The organism is Tabrizicola oligotrophica, from assembly GCF_011008935.1.
Taxonomy (GTDB): Bacteria; Pseudomonadota; Alphaproteobacteria; order Rhodobacterales; family Rhodobacteraceae; genus Tabrizicola_A; species Tabrizicola_A oligotrophica.
In genome coordinates this window covers 94,550-108,541 of record NZ_JAAIVJ010000002.1, presented here as the reverse complement: position 1 = coordinate 108,541, position 13,992 = coordinate 94,550, and the positions used below count along the sequence as shown (strand labels likewise).

Genomic DNA, 13,992 nt, shown 5'->3' with positions numbered 1-13,992 from the left:
ATTACCTCAGTTTCGGATTCAGCGCGTCGCGCAGCCAGTCGCCAAGGATGTTGACGGCGACGACCAACAGGCACAGTTGCAGCACGGGAAAGACCGTGATCCACCACATGCCGGAGAACAGGAACTGGTTGCCCAGCCGGATCAGCGTGCCAAGGCTGGGTTGGCTGGCGGGCATCCCGATGCCAAGGAAGGACAGCGTCGCCTCGGTCAGGATGGCCATGCCGAAATTCAGCGTGGCGGCCACCAGGATCGGGGTCAGCGTATTGGGCAGGATGTGGCGAAACATGATGCGCCGCGCCGGCACCTTCAAGAGCTGCGCCGCCTGCACATATTCCTTGCCCCGCTCCACCGCCGTCTGCGCCCGCACGGTGCGCGCATATTGCACCCAGCCCGACAGCACGATGGCCAGCACCAGCACCCCGCCGGCCCCCACTTCGCGCAGGGCGGGTGGCAGCAATTCGCGCACGATGGCGCTGACGAGAATGGCAATCAGGATGGTGGGGATCGACAGCAGGATATCGCCAAAGCGCATCAGCAGGTTCTCGATCAGCCCGCCGTAATAGCCCGCCACCAGCCCGGTGCCGATGCCCACGACCAGCGCAAGCACCACCGAGGCCAGGCCGATCAGGATGGAAATGCGCGAGCCGTAAAGGATCGCCGACAGGATGTCGCGGCCCTGGGTATCGGTGCCAAGGATATAGGGCCACTGCCCGCCCTCGGCCCAGATCGGCGGATATTCGGCGTTCAGCAGGTCAAGTTGTGCCGGATCGAACGGGTTTTGCGGCACATAAAGCGGCGCGGTGAAGGCGCTGAGGATCAGCACGAGCAAAAGCCCAGCCGCCGCCATGGCGCCGCGATTGTGGGTGAAGGACCACCACAGGTCGCTCTGACGCAGGCGGGCGAGGCGCGAGAGGGGACGGGGAAGCGCAGTCATGGGCTTAACCTCTTGCCATGCGCAGCCGCGGGTCGATCAGCGCATAGGTGATGTCGACCAGCGTGTTCAGCGCCACGAAGATGAAGGAAACGATGCAGAGATAGGCCGCCATCACCGGAATATCGACAAAGGTGACGGCCTGGATGAACAGCATCCCCATGCCGGGCCACTGGAACACCGTCTCGGTAATCAGGGCGAAGGCGATGAGCGAGCCGATGTTCATGGCGGTCATCGTCACGACCGGCATCAGGCAATTGCGCAGCGCGTGGACATAGTGGATGCGCCAGCGCGGCACGCCGCGGGCCCGGGCGAACTTGATGAAATCGGAGCGCAGCACTTCCATCATCTCGGCGCGCACCAGCCGCATGACAAGGGTGATCTGGTAAAGCGACAGTGCGACCGACGGCAGGATCAGCGCGGCCCGGCCCGACGGGGTCAGAAGGCCCGTGGTCCACCAGCCGAGGCTGACCACATCGCCGCGCCCGAAAGCCGGCGCGATGTTGAGCATGACCGAAAACACCAGGATCAGCAGGATGCCGATCACGAAGCTGGGCAGCGACACGCCAATGATCGAAAGGAACTGCAGCCCCTCGCTGACCCAGCTGCCGCGATGGATGGCGGTATAGACCCCCAGCGGCACCCCCACCACAAGCGAGATGATCGTGGCCAGCAGGACCAGCTCGATCGTGGCGGGGAAGCGTTCGGCAATCAGGCTCATCACCTCTTGCTGGTTGCGGTAGGACACGCCGAAATCGCCCTGCACCGCGTCGCCCACAAAGCGCAGGAACTGCACCGCGACCGGATCGTTCAGGCCAAGGTTTTCCCGCAGCGCGTCCTTTTCGGCCTGGGTTGTCTGTTCATTGACCATGAGTTGCACGGGATCGCCGACGAAGCGGAAGATCAGGAAAGCCATCAGCGCCACGGCCAGCATGACCAGCGCCGCATTGGCCAGACGTTTGATGAGGAATACGATCAAGGCGGGTCCCCCCCTGTTGCGGATTGCGCGGCAAGGCCCGGCCCCGGTGTCGGGGCCGGGCCACCCGGATCATTCCACCATGCGGGTCATCCAGTGACGGCCCTTGTTGTCCGACAGCTGCACCACGCCTTCGACCTTTTCCGAGGTGGCCCAGGCCATGGGCTGCTGGTGGAAGGGAAGCATCACAAGCTCATCCTTCACGATCTTCAGGGCCTCGGACTGCATCCCGAGGCGCTTGGCCCGATCAAGTTCGGTCGCGGCGGCGTCGACCAGTTTGTCCACCTCAGGATAGACCCAGCCACCCCAGTTGAACACGCCTGCATTGTCGGATTTCGAATGGAAGACCTGCAACAGGATCGAATAGCTGTCGAGCATCGGCTCGTTCGCCCAGCCGAAGCTGAACATGTCGGCCTCGCCATTGGTCTGCTTGATCTGCTGCACCGCGTTGGGACCGATGGAAAGCGTGGGCTTCAGCCCGGCGCGGGTCAGCATTGAGACGAGCGCGTTGCAGATTTCCTCTTCGTTCAGCCAGACGTCGTTGGCACAGACGATCTCGAACTCATAGCCCTCGGCGCCCAGCTCCTTGATCAGCGCGGCGGCCTTGTCCGGATCATAGGCCGAAGGCGTGTCCAGCGCCGCGTCATAACCGGGGATCGCCGGTGCAACCACAGTGCCGGCATTGCGCGACTTGCCGCGCATCACCTTTTTCTGGATCAGGTCCAGGTCGATGGCCGCCGCCACCGCCTCGCGCATCTTCTTGTCCTTGAACAGGTTGGGCTGGCCGTTGTGCAGCTTGTCGGCGAAGGTGAAGCCGAACATGATGGTGCGCAGCTCGCTGCCCTCCAGCACCTTGACGCTCGGGGTTTCCTGCAGGCGCGGCAGGTCCTGGATCGGGGCCTTCTCGGTAAAGTCGATCTCGCCCGACAGAAGGGCCGCCACGCGGGTTGCGTCCGAAGCGATGGGCGTGAATTCGATCCGCGTCAGGTTGTGGCGCGGCGTGTCCCACCAGCCTTCGTTCACCACAAGCACCGTCTTGCTGTCGGGCACGCGGCTTTCCACGCTGAACGGGCCGGTGCCGTTGGCATTGAAGGTCGGATACCCTTCGACCTTTTTCGCCACGTCGGTCGGCACTTCGGCCTTGTGCTCCGTCAGCCAACCGCCATCGAACATGTGGATATTCGTCAGGTCATTGAGCAGCAGCGGGTAGCTGCCGTTCACCGTGATATCCACGGTGTAATCATCGACCTTGGCCGAAGAGACATAGGCCGGCAGGTTGCCGCGCAGAGGCGAATCCGGATGGCTGACCCGGGTCAGCGAGGCGACCACGTCATCGGCGGTGAAATCGGCACCATCGTGGAACTTCACCCCTTCGCGCAGCTTGAAGCGCCAGACGTTGCCCGGCAGCACCTCCCATTCGGTGGCCAGTGCAGGTTCGATCTCCAGCTTGTCGTTATAGCGCACCAGCCCTTCGTAGACATGGTTCAGGAAGCTGATGGTGAAGGTCGAACCATAGGAATAGGGGTCGAGCGAGTTGATGTCGCGCGCCGCTCCCCAGCGGAGCGTTTGCGCCGAGGCATCGCCCGCGATGCAGGCAAGGGCGACGCAGGAAAGAAGCGAGGCTTTGAGGCTGGTCATGGTTATTCCCTGTCAGAGGCCGGGGATGACCCGTCTGATGCGGGTCTTGCCGGCAGTTGCAACGGTCGGCCGGACGATTCCGGCGTGGCGACAACCTGAGACTGCGACTTGACGACTTTTCTGTCAATCTTTTTGTCGACAATTTTGTCAAACATTTTTCCAACACCGAAACCCCGCTGCACCACCGGCCTTTCAGCAGGAAGCAGCACCGGTTTCGCCTCCGGGCGGGCAGGACTGGCAGGGGGGATTGAGGGGTGGTCAGACCAGGGCGTCGCGCAAGTCGCGCACCACCGGGACGTCTTCGGTCAGGTCCAGGTCTTCTTCGACATGCCGCAGATGATCGTCCATCAACTGCAACGCACCGTGCAGGTCGCGGGCACGGATGCGCGCGATCAGGCCGGCATGCTCGTCAGGGCCGCAATTGTGATTGGAGTGCCGGCGATACATCGTGGTGATCAGGCTTGACCGGGAAATCAGGTCGCGCAATGTGGCGGTCAGGAAGGTCGACCCCGAAAGCTCGGCCAGCAGCAGGTGGAAGCCGCCCGACAGCCGGATCGTGGCCGTGGTGTCGCCGCGGGCGTCGGCCTCGCGTTCCAGCGCCAGATGCGCCTCAAGCTGGGGGATTGCGGCATCGTCAATGCTGGAGATCAGCCGTTCCATCACCCGCGCCTCGACCTGACGACGAAAGTGAAAGACGTCGCGCGCTTCGTCCACCCCCGGCTCTGACACGAAGGCCCCGCGATTCGGCAGGATGGTCACCAGCCCGTCGCTTTCCAGCATGGCCAGCGCCTGCCGCACCCGCGCGCGGCTGACCTCGAACACCTCGGCCAGCTGTTCCTCTTTCAGGCGGGTGCCGGGGCGAAGCTTGCGTTCGGCGATGGACAGCCAGATCCTTTCGCAGATTTCCGCGGCCGGTCCGGGCATGGCTTCCTTGCTTTGATACATCCGAACCCCCTATTCCTTCGGCATTCTTGCCGGGTTCACCCGAATGTCAACCGGGCGCAGGTTTTTATTGACAACAAAAATGTCGACAATCATGTTGAGCATGATAGCGGGTTCTCCGCCCGTAATCCAGAGGGACAAGACGATGAGGGCGCAGAACATGGAATTCGACTTCACCCGGATGGAGGCGCAGGACCGGTACCGGCTGCTGACCAATTTCATCGGGCCGCGCCCCATCGCGCTGGTTTCCACCCGATCGGCCACCGGTCGGAACAATGCCGCCCCGATGAGCTTTTTCAACGTCTTCTCGCATGACCCCGCGCTTGTGGTGCTGGGCATCCAGACCCGCCCCGACGGGCAAGAGAAGGATACAGTGCGCAACATCCGCCGCGATGGCGAATTCGTGATCAACATGGTCGACATGGCCTTGTCTCAGGCCATGCTGGTCTGCGGACTGGCCGTTGCCGAAGAGGTGGATGAGGTGGCGCTGGCCGGGCTGACCACGGCGCCCTGCGCGCATATCCGCGCCCGACGCATCGTCGAAAGCCCCTGCGCCATGGAATGCCGGGTCGACCGGCTGCTGGAATACGGGCGGCGGCTCCTGATCATCGGCGAGGTGGTGCAGATGCATGTGCAGCGCGACTGCCTTGACGCTGCCGGGCGCTATGTGAACCCCGAAGTCTATCAGCCCATCGCGCGGCTTCATGCCGACAATTACATCACCTCCGACCGGCAGTTCGTGCTGCCCGCGCCGCCGATGCCCGCGCATCTCCGCCCCGCCGCCGAGGTGAAATGATGCGCATTCTGGTCATCAACCCGAATTCCACCGCCTCGATGACCGCCCAGATCGGCGAAAGCGCACGTCGCGCCGCCTTTGCCGGCACGGTGATCGAGGCGGCGAACCCGCGGGGCACCCCCGTCAGCATCGAGGGCCATGCCGATGAGGCGCTGGCCGTGCCCGCCATGCTTGAACTGATCCGCGCAGGCGAAGCGCGGGGGGTCGACGCCTATGTCATCGCCTGTTTCGACGATCCGGGGCTGGCGGCGGCCCGCGAGGTGGCACGCGGCCCGGTCATCGGCATCTGTCAGGCCGGGGTGCAGGTGGCCTGCACCATCGCCAGCCGCTTTTCCGTCGTGACCACCCTGCCCCGTTCGGTGCCGATCATCGAGGACCTGGTGGCGGGTTACGGCGCAGCGGGACGGTGCCGCAATGTGCGCGCGGTGAACATGCCGGTGCTGGCGCTGGAACAGGAGCCGGAAACCTGCGAATTGCGCCTGTTGCACGAGATCCGCGCCGCACGCGACGAGGATGGCGCCGAGGCGGTTCTGTTGGGCTGCGCCGGGATGTCCGACCTGTGCGAACGCTTGCAGGCCCAGACGGGCGTGCCCGTGATCGACGGGGTGAGTGCGGCCGTGAAACTGGCCGAAGGGCTGGTGGGCGGGCGCTACCTGACCTCGAAGATCGGCGCCTATGACTTCCCGCGAGAAAAATTTGCCCGGGCGGCGGGCTGATCCGCTGCAAACGCCCGGCTTGTGGTGCTGCCCGGCTGCCACGGCGACCCTGCCCCTCGGGCGGCGAGCCGACATTCTGCGACAGCGCAAGCTGCAGCCCGCCCCAATGCGCAGGGGCGGGCCGTCGTTTGCCGGTGCGGGCTCGTATCCCGGGCCCGTCACATCCCGAGAAGCCTCGGCAAGACCAGGGTGATGGCCGGCACATAGGTGACGAGGATCAGGAAGCCGAGCATGGTCAGCAGCCAGGGCCAGGTCGCCCGCGTGACCTCGGTCAAGCCCAGCCGCGACAGCGAGGAGGCGACGTAGAGGTTCAACCCCACTGGCGGCGTGCACAGGCCGATCTCCATGTTGACCACCAGGATGATCCCGAAATGCACCGGGTCCACCCCAAGCGCCATGGCGACCGGATACAGGATGGGGGCCATGATCAGGACGATGGCGGAAGGCTCCATCACCATGCCGATCGCCAGCAGCAGGACGTTCACCACCAGAAGGAACCCGATCTTGCCCAGCCCCAGCGAGACGATCCATTCCGACAGCGCCTGCGGAATCTGCTCGGAGGTCAGGATGAAGGCGAACATCACGGCATTGGTGATGATGTACAGCAGCATCGCCGACATTGCGGCCGAGTTCAGCAGCACCTTCGGCACATCGCGGAGCTTGATGTCCTTGTAGACATAAACAGCGACGACGAAGGCATAGACAGCGCTGACGGCGGCGGCCTCGGTGGGCGTGAAGATGCCGCCATAGATCCCGCCCATGATGATGACGATCAGCATCAGGCCCCAGACGCTTTCGCGGAACGCCTTCCAGCGCGCGGCAAAGGAAGCGCAGGGCTGACGCGGGTAGTCGTTCTTCCAGGCCCGCCAGGTGGTGGTTCCGGCCAGCATCAGCGCCAGCATCAGCCCCGGAATCACCCCGGCGATGAACAGATCGCCGATCGAGGCGGACATGACCGGCTGACCTTCGGGGCCGGTCACCACCATGCCAGAGGTCGCCACCGCATACATCACCATCACGATCGACGGCGGAATCAGGATGCCAAGCCCGCCCGCGCTTGTGACCGTGCCGACACCGAATTGCGGCGGGTAGCCCTGTTTCACCATGGCCGGCAGAAGGATCGACCCCACCGCCATGACAGTCGCCGGGCTGGAGCCCGAGATGGCCGCGAACAGCGCGCAAGACAGAACCGAGGCCAGCCCAAGCCCGCCATACCAGTGGCCGACCATGGAAGAGGCAAAGCGGATCATCCGGCGGGCCACCCCGCCATGGGTCAGGAAGTTGCCGGCAAGGACGAAGAACGGGATCGCCATGATCTCGAATTTCTCGATGCCGGTGAACAGCTTCAGCGCGATGGCGTCCATCGGCACGTCGGAAAAGCCGAAGAGAAAGGTAAAGACCGTCAGGCCCAGCGCGATGGAAACCGGCATGCCGGTGACAAGCAGCAGCGCCAGGATCAGGAAGATGATGAGCGCGGTCATGCGTGGCCCCCCTTGGCAAGATCTTCGGCCTCGTCGTCCAGCCCGTCGACAGCGCCGTGGTCGTGATGTGCAACCTCGCCCGTGGTCAGGAAACGATAGAGCGCCTGCATGAAGCGAAAGCACATCAGCGCCGAGCCAAGCGGCACAGCCAGGTAGACCAGCCACATCGGCAGTTCGAGGTCGGCCGAGATCTGCCCGCCGGCGCGGATATGCAAAACGAAATCCGCCCCGATCCAGGCCAGGATCGCGGTAAAGATCACGCCACCCGACATGGCGATGATGGTGATGAGCCGGCGGCTGTTGCCGGACAGGCGTTCGACCAGAACATCCACGCCGACATGGATCCCGGTCCGCACTCCGTAGGCGGCGCCGAACTTGGCCATCCAGACGAAGAGATAGATGCAGGCCTCTTGCGCCCAGGTCATCTTCAGCCCGTTGACGACCTTGAACAGGGATTTGGCAAAGCCGCTCAATGTCTCCATCTCGCCCGAGCGGGCGAAGGCGACCAGATCGGCGGCAAAGCCGATGGCGAAACGGTGGGTGACGGCAAGGAAGATGAGAACGGTCGCCGCCGCGATCAGCGCGGCGATCAACACTTCCTCAAGCCGGTCGAGCAGGCGCAGCATGGCACACCTCAGACGGTTAAGGGCGATGGGGGAAAGGTGGGGCGGCCGCGGGACCGCCCCGCAGAGGGCTTACTGACCGAGCGCGCCTTTCACGGCGGCAAGGGTCTCGGCGCCGATGCGTTCGGCCATGGCCTCATGCACGGGGGCAAGGGCTTCGGCCCATGCGGCGCGTTCCTCGGGCGAGAGGTCGTAGAACTCGGTCGTTCCGGCGGCCCTCATTGCGGCAAGGGCGGCTTCATTTTCTTCCTTCGCAATGGTGTTGGCATAATCGGTCGCCTCGACCATCGCCTTGTCGAGACCGGCGCGCACCTCTTCGGGCAGGCCGTCCCAGAAGGTCTTGTTCACGATCACCGCATAGCCCAGATATCCGTGGTTCGACACGGTGGCGTGCTTCTGCACCTCGTGCATCTTCTGGGTATACATGTTCGACGGCGGGTTTTCGGTGCCATCGACAACGCCGGTCTGCAACGCCTGATAGACCTCGGAAAACGCCATGACCTGCGGCACGGCGCCAAGCGCGTTCATATAGGCCTCGATCACCTTCGAGGACTGGATGCGCAGCTTCAGGCCAAGGAAATCATCCGGCGTCTTCAGCGGGCTGTTGGCCGACATGATCTTGAAGCCGTTGTCCCAATAGGCAAGGCCGGTGATGCCCTTGTCCTGAAGCTTCGCCAAAAGCATCTTGCCCACGTCGCCCTGGGTCACTTTGCGCAGGGCGTCATAGTCGGTGAAGATGAACGGCAGGTCGAAGACTTCGAAATCCTGCACGCCGAGGGGGCCGAACTTGGCCAGCGACGGGGCCAGCATCTGGACCGCGCCCAGTTGCAGCGCCTCCATCTCTTCCTTGTCCTTGTAAAGCTGGCTGTTGGGGTAGACCTCAACATCCACTGCACCGTTGGTATAGGCCTCGGCCAGCTCTTCGAACTTGGCCGCCGCCTTGCCCTTGGGGGTGTCGGGGGCGACGACATGGCTGAACTTGATGATGATCTTGTCCTGCGCCACGGCGGGCACGGCAAGGCTGAAGGCAAGGGCGGTGGCGCCGGCCAGAGTGGCAAGCGTGCGGCGGGTCAGCATGGGTCATCCTCCTCGTTGTCCGCCCTCCTCGGCGGATTGGGCCCTGTCATGCCAAAAGCCAGTCTGCGCCGCTATTGTGGGTTTCCGCAATGGACAAGCCGGGGCCGCGGGTGACAAGCTGCAGGGGTGTTCATCGGGGAGGGTGCGCACACGCAGGATCGAAACGCCCTATCGCCCGACCCGGAATCCCGGCAGGACCCCGGCGGCGCAGGCCCGGATTTCGGGCTGACCGAAAGCCTGATGGCTTCCCGGCGCTGGGATCTGCTGTCCTTCATTCCTCTGGTTGCCATTGTCGCGCTGGTGGCCCTTGTTGCCACGCTGGTCTGGGTCGTGGCCCGCTCCGATGAGGAAAGGGCGCGGGCAAAACTGGCGACCGATGCGCTCTGGGTCGAGCAGACGCTGCGGTTCCAGCTGGCGGTGGATGAGGACATGCTGGTGCGGCTGGCGCTGGACGCGGCCAGTGGCACGGCGCTGGAAATCCTGCAGGCGCGGGCGCGGCTGCATATCTCGGCCAATCCCGAAACCCTCGCGGTGCAATGGTTCGACCAGAGCGGCGCCCTCGTCGCCTCGGTGCCGGAGGGCATGGGTCCCGCTGCCCGGCCCCTTGTCGCAACGCTGCTGCGCAGCGCCACCAGTACGGCGCGCCCGGTTTACGGTGCGCCGGCCGACGGAGTGGCCGCGATGGCGCTGCGCCGATCGGGCGGCGATGGCGGCGTGGTGGTGGCCACGATCTCGCTGCCGCTCATGCTGGACCGTCACATCCCCTGGTGGATCGCCGAGCAATATGCCGTCCGGGTCTTCGACAGCACAACGACGCACGCCGACCGGGCACGCCGTCCGGTGGCCGATGCCGCGCCTTTCCACACCATCAGCTTTGACCCACCGCTGGCCGGCACCTCGTTGAGGATCACCGCCTATGACCGATCTGCGGCCTTGGGCAATGCCGCCCTGCTTGGCGCGATCGTCGGGCTTGCGGCCTTTGCCGTGCTGGCGCTGCTGGTCTTGCAGCGCAACGCCCAGCACCGTCGCCGTGCCGAAGCGCGGTTGCGCGCCGAGATGGCTTTTCGCCGCTCGATGGAGGAAAGCCTGACGGTCGGCCTGCGCGCCAAGGACCACGCCGGGCGCATCCTCTATGTCAACGCGGCCTTCTGCAAGCTGGTCGGACTGGAGGCGCGCGACCTGATCGGGCAGACGCCGCCCATGCCCTATTGGTCGCCCGACCGGATCGAGGACACACTCGCCCGCCAGCGCCAGCTTTCCGAAGGCGCGAAGGCGCCACAAAGCTTTGAAACCCGGTTCCGGCGGGCCGATGGCTCCGAGATCGACGTGCAGGTCTATGAGGCACCGCTGATCGACGCCTCGGGGCGGCATCAGGGCTGGCTCGGCTCGATCATCGACATCACCGAGGCCAAGGCGGCGGCCCGGCTGGCGCGGGCGCAGGACGAAAGCCTGGCCCGCACGGCGCGGCTGGTGACGCTGGGCGAGATGGCCTCGACGCTGGCGCATGAACTGAACCAGCCCCTTGGCGCGATTGCCTCTTATGCGGCAGGCGGGCTCAACCTGATCGACGCCGGACAGGCGCAGACGCCGATGCTGCGGACCGCCTTGGAAAAGCTCGCGGTGCAGGCGCGGCGGGCCGGGCTGATCATCCGCCGGATCCAGGATTTCGTGAAGAAACGCGAACCGCGCGTTGTCGCGCTGGATCTCTCCGAGGTGGTGGGCGACGCCATGGGCCTGATGGCGGCCGAGGCAAAGGAGTTGCGGGCCGACCTGGTGCTGGACGCCCCGCGCGCCGCCCTGCCTGCAGTTCTTGCCGACCGCATCCTGATCGAACAAGTCCTTGTCAACCTGATCCGCAACGGCATGGAGGCCATGGCCGAGGGTCCGCGCAGCGGCAACCGGCTGACCATCCGGCTGCGTCCCGAAGACGGAATGGTGCGGCTGGACGTGGCCGACCAGGGGCCGGGCATCTCCGATGATCTGGCCGATCGGCTTTACGACCCGTTCACCAGCACCAAGAGCCACGGCATGGGCATGGGGCTCAATATCTGCCGGTCGATCATCGAACTGCTTCACGGCAGCCTGTCGCATCAGCCGAACCCCGGCGGCGGCACGATCTTTGTCGTTCGCCTGCCCTTCGTGGCCCAGCCATCGACCGCTCCCCTGACCGAAAGCCAGCCGTCATGACCCCAGACCCCGGATTTTCCGTTCACATCGTCGATGATGAAGAGGCACTGCGCGATGGTCTTGCCTTCCTTTTCGCGTCGCGCGGGATTGCCACCCGGACCTGGCCCAGCGGCGAGGCGTTTCTGGCCGCCTGGCCGCAACCCGATTGCGGCTGTGTCATCCTTGATGTCCGGATGGAGGGGATTTCCGGGCCGCAGGTCGCGGACGCCCTGTCTGACGCCGAAGGCGGCGCTGCGGCCCTGCCGCCGATCATCTTCCTGACCGGCCATGCCGATGTGCCGCTTGCCGTGCAAAGCCTGAAGCGCGGGGCCTTCGATTTTCTGGAAAAGCCTTTCAACGACAATCAGATCGTGGATCTGGCGTTGCAGGCCATGGCGCTGCATCAAAGCCGCGCCGCGGAACACACCAGCCGCGCCGATCTGGCTGCCCGCTTCGCCTCGCTTTCGGACCGCGAAGTCGAGGTGATGCGCCTGATCGTCGAAGGCCGACTGAACAAGCAGATCGCCGACCGTCTGGGTATTGCCATGCGCACGGTCGAGGTCCACCGCGCCCGCGTCCTGCAAAAGACCGGCGCCCGAAACTCGGTCGAACTGGCCCGCATGCAGGCGCGGCTCGTCTGAGCTCAACCGCAATGCAATTTCCGATTTGCCCATGAATCAGGCCTGAGCCGCCTGTTTGCCCGGTTATTCGGCATTCTCGGGCCGCCCTCGCCGCCGTTCCCGCAAATCTCTGGCGATGGTCCCGTCCGGCTCGCTAGGTAATGCGATGGACAGCGCCTTGAACATCATCGTCGTCGAACAGGACCGCGAACGCGCCATGCTGATCGTGGACGCGCTGCGCGAGGCCGGACAGATGCGCATTCAGGTGATCGGTTCGGGCGTGGGGCTGGCGCGGCGGGTGGCCGAAACCCGGCCCGACCTTGTGCTGATCGATGCGGGCGACCCGTCGCGCGATGTGCTGGAAGAGCTGACGCTTGCCGCCGGGCCGATGGAACGGCCGGTGGCGATGTTCGTCGACCGGGCCGATCAGGGCCTGACGCGCGCCGCGATCGAGGCGGGGGTCTCGGCCTATGTGGTTGGCGGCCTGCAACCCGCCCGCATCCATCCCATTCTGGACGCGGCCATCGCCCGGTTTCACCTCTTTGCCCGGATGCGGGCCGAACTTGCCGCCACCAAGGCTGCGCTGGAAGAGCGCAAGGTCATCGACCGGGCGAAGGGGCTGTTGATGCGGGCAAAAGGCATTGGCGAGGAAGAGGCCTATGCGCTGTTGCGCAAGACCGCGATGGATCAGGGCAAGCGGCTTGCCGATCTGGCGCAGGCCATCGTCACGGCGGCGGACCTGCTCCGATGACACCGGTTGCGATTGGATATGTGCCGCTTGTCGATGCCGCGCCGGTCATCGTGGCCAAGGAACTGGGCTTTGCCGAGGAAGAAGGCCTGTCCCTGTCGCTGGTCAAGGCGGCGAGCTGGTCGCAGCTGCGCGACATGCTGGAATCCGGCCGGGTTCAGGCGGCGCATATGCTGTCGGTGATGCCCGTCGCCCGCGCCTTGGGCCTGGGCGGCGGCGCAGGGGCGACCGAAGTCCTGATGGTGCTGTCGCTGGGCGGTCAGGTCATCGGCCTTTCGGCAGAGTGCGCCGCCCAGGCCGGGGTCGGCTTTGGCGATCCCATGGCGCTGGGTGCCGCGCTGGCCGGGCAAGACCTGCGCCTTGGCGTGCCGTTTCCCTTTTCGATGCAGGCGCTGTTGCTGCGTTATTGGTTGCAGCGGGCGGCGCCGGGGCTGCAGCCGCGGATCGTGACCGTCCCCCCGTCGCGCATGGCCGAAGCCCTGCGCGCAGGCGACATCGACGGCTTTTGCGTCGGCGAACCCTGGGGCAGCGCGGCCGCGACCGAGGCCGGGGCGCGGCTGGTGCTGACCGGCAGCCAGATCTGGAGTCAGGCGCCGGAAAAGGTGCTGGCCGTGCGGGCGGGACAAGGCGAGGAGGCCGGCCCCTTGATGCGGGCGGTCTGGCGCGCGGGCAGATGGGCCGAGGCGCCCGGCAACCGCGCGACGCTGGCCGATATCCTTGCGCGGCCCGCCTATCTGGACGTGGCCGCGACCTATCTGGAACCGGCCCTGTTCGGACGGCTTGGCGCCCATCAGGTGCCGCAGCTTCTGACGTTTCACGACGGGGTGGCCAATTTTCCGTGGCGCAGTCAGGCCAGCTGGATCGGAGCCGAACTGGCGCGGTCCTGCGGCCTTCCGCTTGCCCCCGCGGTCACCGCTGCGCGCGCCTGCTTCCGCAGCGACCTTTACCGCCGCCACCTTGGCGCGCTGGCCCCGATGCCGCGCAGCTCTGACAAGCTGGAGGGCGCGCTTCCGGCGGCAGAGGCGCTTCCGGCGGTCAACGGCCGCCTGATTCTGGCTTGCAACCGTTTCTTCGATGACGCGGTTTTCGACCCGGAACCGGAAAACTGACCAAAGTTTGGGCATTTTGCTGCAATGCGGCAGAATCTGCCACTCGCCTTTTCTGCATCTGCAAATCGCAGATTGACGCAAGACCGGCAGGCGCGCACCTTTGATCCAACGGAGCAACGAGGTTCCGTCTCTCCCACAATCGGGACCCCAGGCAAGGCCGCCTGACCGC

General features: G+C 65.2%; 13 protein-coding genes. 6 read left to right on the top strand and 7 right to left on the bottom strand.

The window, feature by feature from the left end:
• Window position 1: 1 nt before the first annotated feature.
• The 4 genes from G4Z14_RS04550 to G4Z14_RS04535 form a co-directional block, all read right to left on the bottom strand.
• A complete protein-coding gene (locus G4Z14_RS04550) occupies window positions 2-934 on the bottom strand; it encodes an ABC transporter permease (RefSeq protein WP_164623602.1) in 933 nt (310 codons plus the stop codon).
• A 4-nt stretch (window positions 935-938) separates the two neighbouring features.
• Entirely contained in the window at window positions 939-1,910 is a 972-nt protein-coding gene (locus G4Z14_RS04545) for an ABC transporter permease (protein WP_164623601.1), read from the bottom strand.
• A 69-nt stretch (window positions 1,911-1,979) separates the two neighbouring features.
• Entirely contained in the window at window positions 1,980-3,545 is a 1,566-nt protein-coding gene (locus G4Z14_RS04540; RefSeq protein WP_164623600.1) for an ABC transporter substrate-binding protein, read from the bottom strand.
• Between the two features lie 258 nt (window positions 3,546-3,803).
• A complete protein-coding gene (locus G4Z14_RS04535) occupies window positions 3,804-4,490 on the bottom strand; it encodes a GntR family transcriptional regulator (protein ID WP_227751537.1) in 687 nt (228 codons plus the stop codon).
• 142 nt (window positions 4,491-4,632) lie between these two features.
• Between G4Z14_RS04535 and G4Z14_RS04530 the strand changes: the two genes are divergently transcribed.
• Entirely contained in the window at window positions 4,633-5,283 is a 651-nt protein-coding gene (locus G4Z14_RS04530; RefSeq protein ID WP_227751536.1) for a flavin reductase family protein, read from the top strand.
• Complete coding sequence (locus tag G4Z14_RS04525) at window positions 5,280-5,999, top strand: aspartate/glutamate racemase family protein (RefSeq protein WP_321573005.1); 720 nt, start codon at window positions 5,280-5,282, stop codon at window positions 5,997-5,999. Before G4Z14_RS04530 ends, G4Z14_RS04525 begins: the two co-directional genes overlap by 4 nt.
• Before the next feature lie 158 nt (window positions 6,000-6,157).
• On the opposite strand, the gene G4Z14_RS04520 is transcribed toward G4Z14_RS04525, so the two are convergent.
• From G4Z14_RS04520 to G4Z14_RS04510, 3 genes are all read right to left on the bottom strand, one after another.
• Window positions 6,158-7,480 (bottom strand): TRAP transporter large permease, encoded by a 1,323-nt coding sequence (locus G4Z14_RS04520; RefSeq protein WP_164623599.1) that lies wholly within the window; start codon window positions 7,478-7,480, stop codon window positions 6,158-6,160.
• Window positions 7,477-8,106, bottom strand: coding sequence for a TRAP transporter small permease (locus tag G4Z14_RS04515; RefSeq protein ID WP_164623598.1), 630 nt, complete (start codon window positions 8,104-8,106; stop codon window positions 7,477-7,479). The genes G4Z14_RS04520 and G4Z14_RS04515 overlap by 4 nt, the downstream gene beginning before the upstream one ends.
• 69 nt (window positions 8,107-8,175) lie before the next feature.
• Window positions 8,176-9,180, bottom strand: a complete 1,005-nt coding sequence (locus tag G4Z14_RS04510; RefSeq protein ID WP_164623597.1) for a TRAP transporter substrate-binding protein — start codon at window positions 9,178-9,180, stop codon at window positions 8,176-8,178.
• Window positions 9,181-9,306: 126 nt separating this feature from the next.
• Between G4Z14_RS04510 and G4Z14_RS04505 the strand changes: the two genes are divergently transcribed.
• From G4Z14_RS04505 to G4Z14_RS04490, 4 genes are all read left to right on the top strand, one after another.
• Complete coding sequence (locus G4Z14_RS04505; protein WP_321573004.1) at window positions 9,307-11,367, top strand: sensor histidine kinase; 2,061 nt, start codon at window positions 9,307-9,309, stop codon at window positions 11,365-11,367.
• Complete coding sequence (locus G4Z14_RS04500; RefSeq protein ID WP_164623596.1) at window positions 11,364-11,987, top strand: response regulator transcription factor; 624 nt, start codon at window positions 11,364-11,366, stop codon at window positions 11,985-11,987. The genes G4Z14_RS04505 and G4Z14_RS04500 overlap by 4 nt, the downstream gene beginning before the upstream one ends.
• 145 nt (window positions 11,988-12,132) lie before the next feature.
• Complete coding sequence (locus tag G4Z14_RS04495; protein ID WP_164623595.1) at window positions 12,133-12,717, top strand: ANTAR domain-containing response regulator; 585 nt, start codon at window positions 12,133-12,135, stop codon at window positions 12,715-12,717.
• A complete protein-coding gene (locus G4Z14_RS04490; protein WP_164623594.1) occupies window positions 12,714-13,823 on the top strand; it encodes a CmpA/NrtA family ABC transporter substrate-binding protein in 1,110 nt (369 codons plus the stop codon). The genes G4Z14_RS04495 and G4Z14_RS04490 overlap by 4 nt, the downstream gene beginning before the upstream one ends.
• Window positions 13,824-13,992 lie beyond the last annotated feature (169 nt).